Genomic DNA, 16,144 nt, shown 5'->3' with positions numbered 1-16,144 from the left:
GAAGCCGACCGGTTCCCGGGAATCGGGTCGCCCGCTACGGCGAGAGCTGGATCGAGGGCAGCGGCGCTCTGGGGGCGGTCGCGCGGCGTGCCGCGTGGGAGGCCGAGCTCATCAGGATGCTGCCCGCCATGATCGCCGCGAGCAGGGCGAACCATCCGAGGACGCGTCCCATCCGCAGGCCGTACCCGCTGAGGATCCAGTGGAGCGACAGCAGCCAGCGCCCTGAGGATCGACTGGTGGCACGGCGCATCTCCATGGCGCCGAAGGCGAAGTCGGCCGCGGTCGCCTTGTCGTCGACCCCGGCGCGCAGCCGGGAGTAGAGGACGGCGAGCCGGTGCGGGGTGGGCGCCTCCGCCTCAGCGCCGGACCACCCGCGCCAGGCGTGCTCGTCGGCCAGGGTGCGCCGCGGGGTCCACCAGCGCAGCGGCGGCCAGCGCGGCGCGAACCGCACACCGCGCGGGGTGTTCGCGAACGCGCAGCCGGTCAGCCTGAGCCGCTCCGGAGTGCGGATCCCGGTGAAGCGGCAGGTGCTCAGGTCGACGGAGCTCAGCTCGAGCGCCTCGGCCTCGACCCCGCGCAGGGAGGTCACCGCGGCCGCGCCCTGCCCGCTGACCGTCGCCTGGCCACGCAGCGTCGCGCCCTCCAGGTCGGCGACCGCGCCGTCCAGGCGGACGACCAGGCGCCCGGTCACCGAAATCCGCCGCAGGTCGACCGCGCAGTCGCGGGTGGCCAGGTCGAGACCGTTGCCCGCCCACGCCCCCGCCAGGCTGAGGCGGCGGCCGACCGTCACGGGGGTCAGGTAGCCGCCGGCCCAAAAGCGCGTCGCCTCGAACCCGGCCAGGCCGCCGAACTCCGCCTTCCTGAACGAGACCGCCCTGCCGAACCGGCAGCCGCGGAAGGTCGCGTCACCGCGGAACCGGGTGCCGTCGAAGGTGGCGAAATCGTGGAACTCGGCGCTCTCGAAGGACGCGGTCCGCGCGAAGCTCGCCGCGCTGAAGAGCGCGTCCCTGCCGACGGAAACCCGGTCGAAGGCGGCGTGCCCGGTGACGGCGATGCCGTGCAGTGACACCTCCCTGGCGAACCTGACCTCCCTGAAGGAGGCGTTCCCCGCGAAGCGCGCACCGACGAACGAGGCAAGACGATCGAAACGGGCCTGGTCGAAGGAGGCGTCCGCGCCGAACACGACGTCGCAGAACCTGACGTCCTCGGGGAAGGCCGCCAGATCGAACCTGGCCCTGCCAAGATGGCCATGGGTTGCGGCCAGGACCAGCTCAAGCAGGTCCTTGCCGACGACGGTGCCCCGCAGATCGACCGCGGAGCCTGGTGACAGGCCGCGGACGACCTCGTCAAGCTCGTGATGCTCCAGATGGGCCAGGCAGCGTCCGTAGGGCTGCCGGGCCGATCCCGCGCACTCAGGGGAGGCGGCGCAGGTCACCCAACCCACGTCCAGAGTTCTCATAAATCAGTGATACCCCAGACGAAGCGTTAAGCGAGATCTACGTCAAGGCAAGCTATAACTGATGCCTTTAGTCAACACAAAGTGTCAAGATTCCCTGATTTCATCCTCTATCCATTTTCAAGTAAGTGTCGACTGATCAAGCGAGCTCTACGCTCCCGGTCATGCGTGCTTTATCCCGGGCGTTCGCCGCCCTCGCGGCCCTCGGCGTCGCCGCCGCCGGAGTCACGGCCCTCACTTCTGCCCCCGCCCTGGCGGAGCCGGGCACCGTCGTCATCAGCCAGGTCTACGGCGGAGGCGGCAACACCGGCGCACCGCTCACCAACGACTTCGTCGAACTGTTCAACCGCAGCGCCGCACCGGTCGCGCTGGACGGCTGGTCCGTCCAGTACGGCAGCGCGACCGGCACCGGCACCTTCGGCGCCAACCCGGTCGTGCCGCTGTCCGGCACGCTGGCCCCGGGCCAGTACCACCTCGTCCAGCTCGGCGGGGGAGCCAACGGTGCCCCGCTGCCCGCTCCCGACAGCACCGGCGCGACCAACATGAGCGCGACCGCGGGCAAGGTCGTCCTGGTCCGCTCGGCGCAGGGCCTGGCCTGCAACGGCGGCTCGACCCCCTGCACGCCGGAGCAGACGGCACTGATCGCCGACCTCGTCGGGTACGGCACGGCGAACTACTTCGAGGGCACCGCCGCCCCCGCCCTCTCCGCGAGCACCGCCGCGCTGCGCGCGGACCACGGTTGCGCCGACACCGACGTCAACGGCACCGACCTGCAGAGCGCGGCTCCCGCACCACGTAACGGGGCCACGGCCCCGGCACCGTGTGGCGCCGAGCCGACGCCGTCCCCGACGCCCACCGGCGAGCCGACGCCGACGCCGTCCCCGACGCCGACCGTCACCCCGACCCCGACCCCGACCGGGGAACCCACCGCGACGCCGACGCCGACTCCGACCCCGACTCCGACCCCGACAGAGCAGCCGTGCGACACCCCGGCCACCCACCAGATCGCCCAGGTGCAGGGCAGCGGTGACACCAGCCCGCTGGTGGGCCAGACGGTTCGCGTCGAGGGTGTCGTGACCGGTGACTTCCAGGAGACGGACCAGCTCAGCGGGTTCTTCCTGCAGGATGCGACCCCCGACGCCGACCCGGCGACCTCGGAGGGCCTGTTCGCCTACGCCCGCGCCTCGTTCAAGGACGTCAAGCCGGGCGACCGGGTGCTGGTCACCGGCAAGGTCGTCGAGTACAACGGCTGGACCGAGCTGTCGCCGGTCACCGCCGTCGACGTCTGCGGCACGGGCACCGTCGCCCCGGCCAGGCAGCGCCTGCCTCGCGCGGAGGGCTCGACCTTCGAGCCGGTCGAGAGCATGCTCGTCACCTTCCCCGAGCCGCTGACCGTCACCGACCACTACAACCTGGGCCGCTACGGCGAGGTCACCCTCTCCTCCGAGGGACGCCTGTTCCAGGCGACCGACAGGCCCGGCGTGAGCGAGGCCGCGAACGAGCGCCGTAGCCTGCTCGTCGACGACGGCTCGACCAGGGAGAACCCCGCGAAGATCCCCTACACCGACCCGCGCGCCGTCCGCCTCGGCGACACCGCGCTCGGCGTCACCGGCGTGCTGGGGTACGGCTTCGGCGAGTACCGGCTCCAGCCGACCACGCCGATCGGCTTCCTGCGGACCAACCCGCGCCTGCCCGTGCCGTTCCCGGTGGTCGGCAACGTCAGGGTGGCCAGCTTCAACACCCTCAACTGGTTCACCACCCTGGGCTCGCGCGGCGCGAGCACCGCGGAGGAGCAGCGGCGGCAGCTCGCCAAGCTGGTCGCCGCGCTCAAGGGCATGAACGCCGACGCGGTCGGCCTCATGGAGGTGCAGAACAACGGCCAGACCGCGGTCCAGGCGCTGGTCGACGCGCTCAACGCCGAGGTCGGCGCAGGCACGTACGCGGCGCTGAGCCACCCCTACCCCGGCACGGACCTGATCCACGTGGCGATCATCTACAAGCCCGCGAAGCTCCAGCCGGTCGGCCAGGCCCGCTCCTCGACCGACCCCGTCTTCCGGCGCCCTCCGCTGATCCAGACCTTCCGCAGGGTCCAGGGCGGCGAGCCGTTCACGATGGTCGTCAACCACTTCAAGTCGAAGGGCTGCGACGCCGCCGCCACCGGGCCGGACGCCGACCAGGGCGACGGCCAGAGCTGCTACAACGGTGAGCGCGTCCGCCAGGCCAAGGCGACGCTCGCCCTCGTCGAGAGCCTGAGGCTGCCGAACGCGCTGGTGCTGGGCGACCTCAACGCCTACGGCGAGGAGGACCCGATCGACACGCTGCAGGCGGGCGGGCTGACCAGCCTGACCAAGAGGTTCATCCCCGCGCCGCTGCGCTACAGCTACCTCTTCGACGGCCGCAGCGGCGAGCTGGACCACGCCCTCGCGGCCAGGGACCTGCTCAGGCGGGTGACCAGCACGACCATCTGGCACATCAACTCGGACGAGAGCCGGATCCTCGACTACAACACCGAGTACAACCCGCCGGAGCTCTACCGGCCCGACGCGTTCCGCTCCTCCGACCACGACCCCCTGGTCGTCGGGCTCACCCTGCCCGGCGGGCGGTAGCCGTACGGGGAAGGAAGGGCGGGCAGAGGCGCCCGCCCTTCCGGAACACGGGCGCTTGGCGGTACCGTTCGCCTGTTCCCGCGCGGGCGGCGGGATGGAATGCTCGCGGGAGGGAAATGGTTATGCCAGCCGTACAGACATGACGACAAGAGGAGCCAACCGGTGGCGACCATTGAGGTAACGGAGAAGAACTTCAACGAAATCGCCGACGAGGGGATCGTTCTGCTGGACTTCTGGGCGGCCTGGTGCGGGCCGTGCCGTATGTTCGGGCCGATTTTCGAGAAGTCGTCGGAGAAGCATGGCGACATCAAGTTCGGCAAGATCGACACTGAGGCGGAGCAGGGTCTGGCCCAGGGCTTCGAGATCACATCGATCCCGACGATCATGGCCATCCGTGACGGCATCGTCGTCTTCGCCCAGCCGGGAGCTCTGCCCGAGCCCGCCCTCGAAGACCTCATCGGCCAGGTCCGCGCGCTCGACATGGACGCGATCCGCACGGAGCTGGCGAGCGAGATCGGCGTCCAGAACAACTGAAAACCGCATCGAAGAGCCCCGCGACCTTGTGCAGGCGCGGGGCTTTCGTATGCGTCTTCCCGTCGTGGACGGGAGGGATCAGGCGGAGCGGTACAGCTCCGCGACCCGGAAGGCCATGTCCAGCGACTGGCTCCGGTTCAGCCGCGGGTCGCAGGCCGTCTCGTAACGCAGTGCCAGGTCGTCCTCGACGATCTCGGTGCCGCCGCCGACGCACTCGGTGACGTCGTCACCGGTGAACTCGATGTGGATGCCGCCGGGGTGGGTGCCCAGTGCGCGGTGCACCTCGAAGAAGCCCGCCACCTCGTTCAGCACGTCGTCGAGGCGCCGGGTCTTGTGGCCGCTGGGAGCCTCGAAGGTGTTGCCGTGCATCGGGTCGCAGATCCAGGCGACCCGGGCGCCGTTCGCGGTGACCTTCTCCACCAGCGAGGGCAGGTGCTCGCGGATCTTGGAGGCGCCCATCCTGGTGATGAACGTCAGACGGCCGGGCTCGTCGTTCGGGTTCAGCTTCTCAACCAGCGCGAGGGCCTCCTCCGCCGTGGTCGTCGGGCCGAGCTTGACGCCGATCGGGTTGCGGATGCGGGAGAAGAACTCCACGTGCGCGCTGTCGAGCTGGCGGGTGCGCTCGCCGATCCAGACCATGTGCGCCGACACGTCGTACGGCTCGCCGGTCCTGGAGTCGATCCTGGTGAGTGCCCTGTCGTAGTCGAGGATGAGCGCCTCGTGCGAGGAGTAGAACTCCACGCTGTGGAACTCCTCAGGGTCGGCTCCACACGCGTGCATGAACGCCAGCGCCTGGTCGATCTCCCTGGCGAGCCGCTCGTAGCGCTTGCCCGCGGGGGACTCGCTCACGAAGTCCTGGTTCCAGGCGTGCACCTGACGCAGGTCGGCGTAGCCGCCCTTGGTGAAGGCGCGGACCAGGTTCAGCGTCACCGCAGAGGAGTGGTAGGCGCGCAGCAGCCGCCCGGGATCGGGTATGCGGGACTCGGGGGTGAAGTCGAAGCCGTTGACCATGTCGCCCCGGTAGGCGGGCAGCTCGACGCCCTCCCGGTCCTCGGTGTTCTTGGAGCGGGGCTTGGCGAACTGCCCGGCTATCCGGCCGATCTTCACCACCGGCACCTTCGCCGCGTAGGTGAGCACGATCGCCATCTGCAGCAGCGTCTTCAGCTTGTTGCGGACGCCGTCGGCGGTGGCCCCGGAGAAGGTCTCCGCGCAGTCACCGCCCTGCAACACGAAGGCCTCGCCCCGTGTCACCGCCGCAAGCTCGGCCTTGAGGTTGTCACATTCCCCCGCGAACACGAGGGGAGGCAGTCCGGCAAGCTCGGCGACGACCTTGTCCAGCTCGCCACGGTCGGGCCACTCGGGCTGCTGCGCCGCGGGCAGCTCCCGCCAGGAATCGAGGTTGTTGCTCACGACATACCAGGCTATTGCAACAGGGTGGGCGAACCGACCTCAATGTCCACGGATTGAGAACGTCTTTATGCCAATGCGGGTGGCACGCGCGAATGACGGGCTCGTCGCGGGTTCGAAGGTGGGCCACATCACAGGTTCACGACGGGCTCCTGACATGTTCGGGAAGGACGCCGAAGCCGATGAAACGGCGGGTCAGGGCGCCGATCACCGGCAGGTGGGAGAGGTTACGCGGCAGCCGTACCGGCTTCACCCGCCCGGCCAGGGCGGGGCGGATCAGCCGGGCCTGCACCACGCGCTGGGCGAACTGGGTCACCACGGTCGGCGGCGTACGGCGGCGCTGGACCCCGGCGAGCAGGGACTCGGGGATCTCGGCGCCGGAGGCCAGCGGCTCGGCCAGCAGGTTGGCCGCGGCCACCGCGTCCTGCACCGCCAGGTTGATGCCGACGCCGAAGATCGGCGACATGGCGTGCGCGGCGTCCCCGATGACCAGCAGGCCCGGCCTGTGCCAGCGGCGCAGCCGGTTGAGCGCGACCGAGAGCACGCTCACCTCGTCGAAGTCCTTCAGCAGGCCGGCGCGATCCTTCAGGAACGGCAGCAGTCTGGCCACCGGCTCGCGCAGCGCCTCGATGCCGCCGGCTCGCAGGGCGTCGAAACCGCCCTTGGGGATCACGTAGGCGAGCTGCCAGTAGGTCCCCCGGTTGATCACCACCATGATCCTGCCCATGGACAGGCGCAGGAACGTCTCGTCCGGGTCCGCAGGCTCGCGCGGCAGCCGGAACCAGGCCACGTCCATCGGCGCGGCGTGCTCGACCGGGACGAGCCCAGCGGCCCGCCGTACGTCCGAGCGGCGGCCGTCGGCGGCCACGGTGAGCGTCGCCCGCAGCTCGTGCTCGCCGTCGGGGTCCCGGTAGCGGACTCCGCGCACCGCGTCGCCCTCCCGGATCACGTCGTGCACCTCGGCGTTCATGACGAGACGGAAGGTGGGGTACCGCGCGGCGGCGGTGGTCACCAGGTTGAGGAAGTCCCACTGCGGCACGAAGGCGATGTAGGGGTACTCGCCGCCCAGCTTGGACAGGTCGGCGATCGGCACCGCGCCCTCGTCGGTATGCATCGTCATGCGGCGGGCCTTGTGGTGCGGAATCCGTAGGAACTCCTCGGCCAGGCCGATCTCCTTGAGGACCTGCAGCGTCGAGGGGTGGATCGTGTCACCCCTGAAGTCGCGCAGGAAGTCGGCGTGTTTCTCCAGCAGCGTCACCTGGACGCCCGCTCTGGCCAGCAGTAGCGCGAGCACGGCCCCCGCGGGGCCGCCCCCGGCGATCACACATGTGTTCTGATTCATAATTCATCACCTAATGAAATTTTGACACAGGTTGGCCATGAAGAAAACAACGTTCTCGGCAATCCGCGCGCCATCCGGTGTCGAATAGGCGGGTGTGAGGACAGAACGCGAGCCCGCGGGGGAGCCGGTCCCCGGGGAGGGCCCCGGCCTCGAAGAGCTCCTGTCACAGGTGGCGCTGGGACACGAGCAGGCCTTCAACCGGGTCTACGACCTGCTGGCCGGCCCGGTCTTCGGACTCGCGAGGCGGGTCGTGCGGGACCGGGCGCAGGCCGAGGAGGTGGCGCAGGAGGTCCTGGTGGAGGTGTGGCGCACCGCCTCCAGATACGACAGGACACGCGGCAGTGCCCTGTCCTGGGTGATGACCATGGCCCACCGCCGCTCCGTCGACCGGGTCAGGTCCGCCCAGGCCTCGACCGCCAGGGAGGAACGCGTCTCCCGCATGTCGGGCGAGGTTCCCTACGACGAGGTCTCGGAGACGGTGACCACCCGCCTCGAGGGCGAGCGGGTGCGCCGTTGCCTGGGCGGCCTGACCGATCTGCAGCGGCAGGCCGTGACGCTCGCCTACTACGGTGGCTACAGCTACCCGGAGGTGGCCGGGCTGCTCAAGGTGCCGCTGGGCACCGTCAAGACCAGGATGCGCGACGGGCTTGTCAGGCTCCGCGACTGCATGGGGGTGGAACGATGAACGAGGACCTCCACACCCTGTCCGGCGCCTACGCGCTGCACGCGCTGCCAGAGCAGGATGTGCTCCTCTTCGAAGAGCACATGGCCAGATGCGAGGCCTGCGCCGTCGAGGTCAGGGGACTGTCGGAGACGGCCGCCCGGCTGGCCATGGCCGCCGCCGAGCAGCCGCCCGCCGCACTGCGCGCCCGCGTCATGGCCCGGATCACCGAGGTCCGCCAGGAGCCGCCCCTCCTCGACAGGCGTGCGGGCGACCGCGCCCCCGGGGCGTCCCGCGCGGAGGGCTCCCGCGCAGGGGATTCCCGTGTCGAGGGTTCCCACGCAGGGGATTCCCGCGCGGAGGGCGACCGCGAGGGACGGACGCCGGGGGAGGTGGTGCCGCTCAGGTCCCGCTCCCCGTGGCGCAGGCGCGCCGCGATCGGCCTGGTGGCCGCCGTGAGCGCCGCAGCCGTGAGCCTCGGCGCCGTCGCCGTCGACGCCGTGCGGGAGCGTGACAGGCTCCAGCAGGCCGTGACCGTGATCGCCGCCGCGGACGCCAGGACCGTCAAGTACCCCGTCTCCTCCGGCGGCACCTGCATCATGGTGATGTCGCCCTCTCAGGGGCGGATGGTGGTCACCGCCAGGGGGCTTCCGCCGCTGCCCGACTCACGGGTCTACGAGGTGTGGCTGATGAGCGCGGACGGCGCCCGTCCCGCCGGGCTGCTCGAACGGGCGGAGGACGGCGTCACCACGCCCCTGCTGACCAGCCCGCGCAGCGATGACCTGAGGCTCGGCCTGACCGTTGAACCCGCGGGCGGGTCCGACCAGCCGACGACCACTCCCATCATGGTCGCCGACCTCCCGGCCGCCTGACACCCGCCCGTTGGCCTACCGCGCGGAGCCCAGCACGTCCAGTGCTCCGCCCCGGCCGGCGGCACCAGCGCGTCGAGTTCGGGAAAGGCCAGGGAGCGCTTGGTCCTGCCGTCTATCGGGTCATCTCGGACGGCAGGTCAGACAGGAGAGATCGTCCAGGAAGTCTCGACCTTGCCGCCCGGCTGGAGCACGATCAGGTCGGTGCCTGAGTTGAAGGCGTCCGGCGGGCATGTCATCGGTTCGACGGCCAGTCCCCGGTAGCCGAACCCGGTGCCGCTGCACACCTGCACCCACGGCAGCACGGAGGCGTCCCAGCGCACCTCGACCCCGCCCTCGGGACCGCGCACCCGCACCCTGACCAGCCCATCGGCGTCGGGCACCAGCTCGGTGAAGGTGTGGTCAACGGCCGTGCCACCGATCGTCCTCGGGCTTCCGAAGTCGTACGGGGTGCCGGAGACGTCCTCGAGGGAGCCGGGCAGCATCCGGTCGTCGGGCAGCAGCACCTTCTCCGCGGGCACCAGCAGCTCGTACTCCTCGACGTTGTCGCCCGCCAGCAGCCACGGGTGTGGCCCGCAGCCGTAGGGGGCGACCTCGTCACCCGTGTTCTCCGCTGTCAGCGTGGTGGTCAGCCCGTCGGAGGTCAGGCTGTGGCGCACCTGCAGGGCCAGGGTGAACGGGTAGCCGGGCGTCGGGGTGACGGTGTGCGCCAGCCGTACGAAGGAGTGCTCGTCCTCGACGGCCAGCCACTCGACCGCCTGCCAGTCGACCTCGGCGACCAGCCCGTGCAGGGCGTTGCCCCTGGCCTCCTCGTTCACCGGAAGCCGGTGGGTCACGCCGCCGAAGGTGTAGCGACCGCCGCCAACCCGGTTGGGCCACGGGGCCAGCAGGGTGCCGCTGTAGAAGGGGATCGGCCCCTCCTGCGGCCAGTCGGCCACCAGGTCGCGCTCGCCGTGCCTGAGCACCCGCACGGCCGCGGCCCTTTCGCTGATCTCGGCACGCATGCCGCCGCCGCGGAGGGTGAACTGTTGGGACACGGTCGTCCTTTCGCAGGGGATGACAGGGGAGGAGGCGTACGGCTGGCCGGGACGCGCCCGCTCAGGCGGAGGCCCGCTCGACCAGATGCGTGTCCAGTATCACCACGGGCTGCTCCAGGTGCTCCCCGTTGATGCGGGCGACCAGGAGATGGGCCATCTGGCGGCCCATCGCCTCGGTCGGCTGGTGCACGGTGGTCAGGGCGGGAGAGGAGTGGGCCCCGGCGGGCGAGTCATCGAACCCGATCACCGCGACGTCGCCGGGGACGGCCCTGCCCTCCTCCCTCAGCACCCGCATCGCGCCGAGCGCCATCGGGTCGGAGGCGGTGAAGACCGCGTCCAGGCCGGGATCGTCCGCCAGGAGCCCGCGCATGGCCGTAACGCCGCTCCCCTCGCTGAAGTCGCCGTAGGCCACGAGCTCCGGCACGCCCGTCGCGATCAGCGCGTCACGGTAGCCCGCGAGCCGGTCGACGCCGACCCCCATGTCCTGCGGGCCCGCGATGGTGGCGATCCGCCTGCGGCCCCTGCCCAGGAGGTACTTCACCGCCTGCCTGGCCCCCGCCCTGTTGTCCACGTCGACGTAGCTGTAGGGGGCGAACCCGATGGGCCTGCCGCCGATGACGGTCGGCACGCCCATCTCCTCGAGCCTGCCGGGAAGCGGGTCAGCGCCGTGCAGCGAGATCAACAGCACCCCGTCGACGTGCTGGCCGGTCAGGTAGTGTTCGAGGCGCTCGTGGTCCTGCTGGGACTGGGCCATCGCCAGGATCAGCTGCAGGCCTGTCTCCGACAGCGCGGAGCCGATGCCGCGGATGGTCCCGGCGAAGTAGGGTTCGTCGAAAACCCGCAGCTCCGACTCGGAGACCACCAGCGCGACGGTGTCCGTGCGCCGGGTGACCAGCGCGCGTGCGGCCCTGTTTGGGACGTAGCCCAGCTCCCTGATCGCCTGCTGTACGGCGTCGCGGGCCTTCTCGCTCACCTTCGGCGAGCCGTTGATGACCCGTGAGACCGTGCCGCGCCCGACCCCGGCCAGAGCCGCGACCGCCTCAAGGGTCGGACGACGGTCGCCGTTCATGTTCCTCGCCCCCATGGAAGATTCCCTGGCCTTATTCTGCCGGACCGGTCAGGCCTCCACGCCTGATTGTCTCGGCGTACCAAAGAGCGCTTTCCTTCGGAACCCTGCGCTGTGTCGGGTAGTCGACGCGGACCAGCCCAAACCGCTTGCCGTAGCCCCAGGCCCACTCGAAGTTGTCCATCAGCGACCAGGCGAAGTAGCCCGCGAGGGGCACCCCCTCCTGGATCGCGGCGTGGCAGGCACGCAGGTGGGCCTCGATGTAGTCCCTGCGCTCCGGGTCGCGCACGACGCCGTCCGCGTCCGGGACGTCGTCGAAGGCGGCGCCGTTCTCCGAGATGACCAGCGGGACCCGCGGATACTCCCGTGCCACCCGCAGCAGGACCTCCCGCAGGCCCGCGTGGTCGATCTCCCAGCCCATGGCGGTGACGGGACGCCCGCCCTCCGCGAACGAGACGTGCTCGCTGCCGACCCAGGGCGACCCGGTGTCCGTCGGCGCGGCTGCCGCGGACGCGGCGCCGCCCGGCACGCCGGAGACGGTGAAACGGCTGTAGTAGTTGATCATCAACATGTCCAGCGGGGCCGAGATGATCTCGAGGTCCCCCTCCCTGGCGAACCCCGTCACCTCGCCCAGGTCCTCCAGCACGTCCGCCGGATACTCGCCCTTCAGCAGCGCGTCCAGGAAGAACCGGTTCTGCAGGCCGTCGATGCGGCGGGCGGCGTCCAGGTCGGCAGCCGAGGAGGTCTGCGGGGAGACGGCGTAGAGGTTGACGCAACCGCCGATCCTGCTGTCCGCCCGCTGGGCACGCATGGCCGCCGTGGCCAGCCCGTGGGCCAGGAGCAGGTGGTGTGCGGCGTGCACCGCCCGCGCGGGCTCGCGCCGCCCCGGGGCGTGCTCCCCGGACGCGTAGCCGAGGAACGCCGCGCACCAGGGCTCGTTGACCGTGCTCCAGGCGCGCACCCGGTCGCCGAGCGCATCGTGTACGGCCGCCGTGTAGTCGGCGAACCGCTGGGCGGTGTCGCGCGCGGGCCAGCCGCCCGCGTCCTCCAGCGCCTGGGGCAGGTCCCAGTGGTAGAGCGTCACCCACGGGTCGACACCCTGCTCGAGCAGCTCGTCGACCAGCCTGCGGTAGAAGTCGAGCCCCCGTGCGTTGATCGCCCCCGCGCCGTCGGGCTGGACGCGGGGCCAGGAGACGGAGAACCGGTAGGCGCTCAGGCCGAGGCGGCCCATCAGCCGGACGTCGTCGCGATAGCGGTGGTAGTGGTCGATGGCGACGTCGGCGTTCTCGCCGTTCACCACCCGTCCCGGCTGCCGGGTGAAGGTGTCCCAGATGGACCTGCCTCGCCCGTCCTCGGAGACGGCGCCCTCGATCTGGTAGGCGGAGGTGGCCGCCCCCCAGACGAAGTCCGTGGGGAACACCAGATCCGGTGCCTGAACCTGCGTCTGCTGCGTGGTCATGCTTTGACCGCACCTTCCATGAGACCGCCGACGATCTGGCGGCCGAACACGACGAAAACCACGAAGAGGGGCAGGACCGAGGCCGCCGTGCCGGTGAAGAGCATGACGTAGTCGGTGCCGTGGGCCTGGTTGAGCGCGGCGATCGAGGTCTGCACCACGGGGTTGTCCGGGTTCAGCACGATCAGCGGCCACATGAACTCGTTCCAGGTCTGCATGAACACGAGCAGGGCCAGCACCGCCATGCCCGGCCTGAGCGCGGGCAGGATCACACTGGCGTAGACGCGCATGGTCGACGCGCCGTCGACGCGGGCGGCCTCGACCAGCTCGTCCGGCACCGCCTGGCCGGCGTACTGGGTCATCATGAAGACCCCGAACCCGTTGACCAGGAAGGGCAGGATCACCGCTTTGAGCTGGCCGGTCCAGCCAAGGGCGACCATGAGCTCGTACAGCGGGACCACGCCCATTTGCTGGAGCGGGACCATCATCGTCACCAGGATCAGGCCGAGCAGCGCCTTGCCGCCCCTGAAACGCAGCTTGGCGAAGGCAAAGCCGGCCAGCGTGGAGATGAGCACGACCGACAGGGTCACGGTGACCGAGACGATGGCCGAGTTGACCAGGCCGGTGAGAAAGTAGGCGTCCTCGGTCGCGAGCAGCCGCGCGACGTTCTCCCCCAGGTGCCCGCCGGGCAGCAGCGGCGGAGGGACGTCGATCGCCTCCTCGTTCGTCCGGGTGGCCATGACGAACATGTAGTAGATCGGGAAGGCGGAGATCACGAGGGCGAGGGCGAGAACGGCCTTCGTCAGCGGGCCCGCGTCCCAGACGCGGTTGCGGGTCTCGGCGACCGCCCGGCCTCCGGGGTTGACCACGGTCATTTCGTGCCCCCGATGCGGCGGGTGAGGGAGTGGTTGACGAACGTGCCGAGGAGAATCAGCACGAACAGCAGCCAGGCGGCGGCCGCGGCGTAGCCGAAGTCGAAGTCGCGGAACGCCTCCTTGACGACGAACATCGCCACCGTCTGGTACTGGCCGGTCGCGCCGCCGCTCATCGTCGGGTTGCCGTCGAACATGACCGGCTCGGTGAACAGCGTCAGGCCGCCGATGGTCGAGACGAACACCGTGAAGACGATCGTCGGGCGCAGCATCGGGACGGTGATCCGCCAGAACTGCCGCCTGGCGCTCGCGCCGTCTATGGCGGCGGCCTCGTACAGGTCCTTGGGGATGGTCTGCATGGCGGCGAGCAGGATGATCGCGTTGTAGCCGGTCCAGCGCCAGTCGATCATCGTGGAGATCGCGATCCAGGCCGACCACTTCTCGTTCTGCCAGTTGATCGCGTCGACCCCGAAGAGGCTCAGGAACCAGTTCACCATGCCGTAGTCGCGCCCGTAGAGCTGGGTGAAGACGACGGCGACCGCGACGACGGAGGTGATCAGCGGCAGCAGCACGCCGAGGCGGAACGCCAGCCTGCCCCGGATGCGCTTGTTGAGGGCGTTCGCCAGGAGCAGGGCGAGGACGAGCTGCGGAATCGTCGAGATGACGAACATCCCGAGTGTGTTGACCACCGCGTTCCAGAAGGCCTCGTCGGTGATCAGGGAGACGTAGTTGTCGATTCCGACGAAGGTCCTGTCCCCGGCCAGCTCCCAGTCGTGTAGCGAGACCCAGAGGGTGTAGGCGAGCGGGAAGACGCCGAAGACGGCGAAGAGGACGAAGTACGGCGAGACGAGGAAGTAGGGGGTCACCAGGAGATCGAACCTGGCGAACCGGGCGCCGCCCCGTCCCCGCCCGCTCGTGGACGGGCGCTTGCCGGGCCTGGCCGGAGCGGGGGTTTCGACGTGCAGGGTCATCGGTCAGCCTTTCAGCGAGAGGCGGGCGACCGGCCCCGCGGCGGGATGGCCGCGGGGCCGGCGCGCGTGGGGGCCGGGGATCAGCCCGCCGCCTTGACTCCGGCCTCGAGGAACCTTGTCCAGGCCTGGTCGTAGGGCACCGAGCCCTGGTCCATGCCCTCGAGGATCTTCTCAACGGAGGTCTTGACCTGGGCGTGCTTCTCACCGAGGAAGGTGGGCAGCAGATCCTTGACCGAGGCGCCGAAGATCTTGCCGGTGGGCGCGTCGTTGAAGAACGGGTTCTTCAGCTCGCTGACCGCCGGGTCCTGCTGGGCCGGGATGGAGCTGGGGAAGGCCGCGGCCTCCTGGAAGGCCATGACGTGGCCCTCCTTGCCGGTGAGGTAGTTCACCACCTCTGCGGCCTCCTTGGGGTGCTTGCTCTGCTTGGGCACCGCGAGGTAGGAGCCGCCCCAGTTGCCCGCGCCGCCCGGCACCGCCGCGACGTCCCACTTGCCCTTGCCCGAGTCGCCCGCCGCGCCGGAGACCACGCCCAGCATCCAGGCCGGGCAGCCCATCGTGGCGAACCCGCCCTTCTTGATGGCGGCGTTCCACGGCGGGGTGAAGGAGGCCAGCTTGGCGGTCAGGCCCGCCTCGCTGAAGCTCTTGACCGTGTCGAAGGCGGTCTTGATGGCGGGGTTGGTTTCGATGACGAGCTTGTTGTCCTTGTCGAAGTAGGAGATGTTGCCGTTCTTCGGCGCCTCCTGGGACAGGATCACGTTGTAGAGCGTGTTCGGGCCGTCGAGGAACTTCGGGTCGTCCTTGCCGGGGTTGGCGGCCTGGAACTTCTTGCCGACCTCCATGAAGGCGTTCCAGTCGGGCCAGAGCTTGCCGACCTCCTCGCGGTCGGTGGGCAGGCCGGCCTTCTTGAACAGGTCGGTGCGGTAACACATGGTCATGCCGCCGATGTCGGTGCCGAGGGCGAACAGCTTGCTGTCGGCGTTGATGCCGTTGTCCCACTTGGCGGCGGGGAAGTCGGCCTTGCGGCTGTCCAGGCCGTACTGGCCGAGGTCGGTGAAGAACTGCGGGCGGGCCTTCATCAGGCCCATCGCGCCCTCGTCCAGGGCGATGACGTCGGCGGCGCCGCTGCCCGCCTGCAGCCGCTGGAGCAGCTGGGGCAGGTAGACGTCCTCGAAGCGGTCGGTCAGGTTCTGGTACTTGATCTGGATGCCCGGGTGCGCGGCGTTCCACGTTTCGACGGCCTTGTCGTAGCCGAAGTTCTCGCCGCCGCCGAAGGTGTGCACGGTGACGGTCACCGGCTCGGCCGCCGCCGGGCTGCCACTCGCCGCGGGCTTCGCGGGTTCGCTCGAACCGCACGAGGCTACGGTCAGCGCCGCGGCCGCCACCGCCGTGACCGCGGCGAGCCTGCCACGCCGCTTGTCGTTCAACATTCCGGACCCCTCTCAGGTTGGTCGCCCGAATCGGTGGGAGGTGACATCGTGGATCGGTCCCCGACAGACGCGATCCTGTGATGGGGCGGTTCCTCAATGTTCTGGGAGCGCTCCCACGAAGCGTGGACGATCGGCAACCTGAACGTCAATATGCCGAAACCCAACCGTTACATCCGGCTGCCGGTAGGTGGATATATGGACATATAGGTGACTAAAGACGCATATGTCTGTCTGGGAGCGCTCCCATATGGCGAGGGTGTGCGAGGAGTCCGACGGCCGAAAAGCCCGGGAGGGGTGTCCCGGGCGGAGGGAAGGGGGCCGCCGTGATCCGGGCGGCCGAAAGGGGCGCGGCGCGGGGGAGGCGCGCCCCGTTTCGGATGGGGGGGTGGAGGCGTTTAAGCGCGGGGGGCGGCCGCGGTAGGGGCAGTGGCGGAAGGGCG

Annotated in this window: 13 protein-coding genes; 4 read left to right on the top strand and 9 right to left on the bottom strand. The window is 70.1% G+C overall.

The features are described 5' to 3' along the window. Positions 1-34: 34 nt before the first annotated feature. On the bottom strand, positions 35-1,459 hold the full coding sequence (locus tag AB0395_RS22860) for a pentapeptide repeat-containing protein (protein ID WP_366283448.1): 1,425 nt from the start codon (positions 1,457-1,459) through the stop codon (positions 35-37). Positions 1,460-1,620: 161 nt separating this feature from the next. On the opposite strand from AB0395_RS22860, the gene AB0395_RS22855 reads away from it, so the two are divergent. Together AB0395_RS22855 and trxA are read left to right on the top strand one after the other, a co-directional pair. Then, positions 1,621-4,062 (top strand): ExeM/NucH family extracellular endonuclease, encoded by a 2,442-nt coding sequence (locus AB0395_RS22855; protein ID WP_366283446.1) that lies wholly within the window; start codon positions 1,621-1,623, stop codon positions 4,060-4,062. Between the two features lie 162 nt (positions 4,063-4,224). Further along, entirely contained in the window at positions 4,225-4,596 is a 372-nt protein-coding gene (gene trxA, locus AB0395_RS22850; protein WP_366283444.1) for a thioredoxin, read from the top strand. A gap of 78 nt (positions 4,597-4,674) precedes the next feature. Here trxA and AB0395_RS22845 read toward each other — a convergent pair whose 3' ends face one another. Both AB0395_RS22845 and AB0395_RS22840 read right to left on the bottom strand, forming a co-directional pair. After that, a complete protein-coding gene (locus tag AB0395_RS22845; protein WP_366283443.1) occupies positions 4,675-6,006 on the bottom strand; it encodes a class II 3-deoxy-7-phosphoheptulonate synthase in 1,332 nt (443 codons plus the stop codon). A gap of 136 nt (positions 6,007-6,142) precedes the next feature. Continuing rightward, the gene (locus tag AB0395_RS22840; RefSeq protein WP_366283441.1) at positions 6,143-7,345 is read right to left on the bottom strand and encodes an FAD-dependent oxidoreductase; all 1,203 of its coding nucleotides are present in this window, start codon (positions 7,343-7,345) and stop codon (positions 6,143-6,145) included. 94 nt (positions 7,346-7,439) lie between these two features. On the opposite strand from AB0395_RS22840, the gene sigK reads away from it, so the two are divergent. Further along, a complete protein-coding gene (gene sigK, locus AB0395_RS22835; RefSeq protein ID WP_366283439.1) occupies positions 7,440-8,030 on the top strand; it encodes an ECF RNA polymerase sigma factor SigK in 591 nt (196 codons plus the stop codon). Continuing rightward, a complete protein-coding gene (locus tag AB0395_RS22830) occupies positions 8,027-8,878 on the top strand; it encodes an anti-sigma factor (protein ID WP_366283438.1) in 852 nt (283 codons plus the stop codon). Before sigK ends, AB0395_RS22830 begins: the two co-directional genes overlap by 4 nt. 137 nt (positions 8,879-9,015) lie before the next feature. On the opposite strand, the gene AB0395_RS22825 is transcribed toward AB0395_RS22830, so the two are convergent. The 6 genes from AB0395_RS22825 to AB0395_RS22800 all read right to left on the bottom strand — a co-directional run bounded on the left by AB0395_RS22825 (position 9,016) and on the right by AB0395_RS22800 (position 15,704). Then, a complete protein-coding gene (locus AB0395_RS22825) occupies positions 9,016-9,912 on the bottom strand; it encodes an aldose 1-epimerase family protein (RefSeq protein ID WP_366283436.1) in 897 nt (298 codons plus the stop codon). A gap of 61 nt (positions 9,913-9,973) precedes the next feature. Beyond that, a complete protein-coding gene (locus tag AB0395_RS22820; protein ID WP_366283558.1) occupies positions 9,974-10,981 on the bottom strand; it encodes a LacI family DNA-binding transcriptional regulator in 1,008 nt (335 codons plus the stop codon). Between the two features lie 31 nt (positions 10,982-11,012). After that, on the bottom strand, positions 11,013-12,437 hold the full coding sequence (locus tag AB0395_RS22815; protein WP_366283434.1) for a GH1 family beta-glucosidase: 1,425 nt from the start codon (positions 12,435-12,437) through the stop codon (positions 11,013-11,015). Further along, complete coding sequence (locus AB0395_RS22810; RefSeq protein WP_366283433.1) at positions 12,434-13,309, bottom strand: carbohydrate ABC transporter permease; 876 nt, start codon at positions 13,307-13,309, stop codon at positions 12,434-12,436. The genes AB0395_RS22815 and AB0395_RS22810 overlap by 4 nt, the downstream gene beginning before the upstream one ends. Then, positions 13,306-14,277 carry a sugar ABC transporter permease gene (locus tag AB0395_RS22805; protein ID WP_366283431.1) on the bottom strand — a complete coding sequence of 324 codons (972 nt, stop codon included), beginning with the start codon at positions 14,275-14,277 and terminating at the stop codon, positions 13,306-13,308. Before AB0395_RS22805 ends, AB0395_RS22810 begins: the two co-directional genes overlap by 4 nt. A gap of 80 nt (positions 14,278-14,357) precedes the next feature. After that, complete coding sequence (locus AB0395_RS22800; protein WP_366283429.1) at positions 14,358-15,704, bottom strand: extracellular solute-binding protein; 1,347 nt, start codon at positions 15,702-15,704, stop codon at positions 14,358-14,360. Between the last annotated feature and the right edge of the window lie 440 nt (positions 15,705-16,144).

This window comes from Streptosporangium sp. NPDC051023, from assembly GCF_040689595.1.
GTDB lineage: Bacteria > Actinomycetota > Actinomycetes > Streptosporangiales > Streptosporangiaceae > Streptosporangium.
The sequence above is the reverse complement of the archived record's forward strand: the minus strand, read 5'-3'. Positions and strand labels throughout refer to the sequence as shown.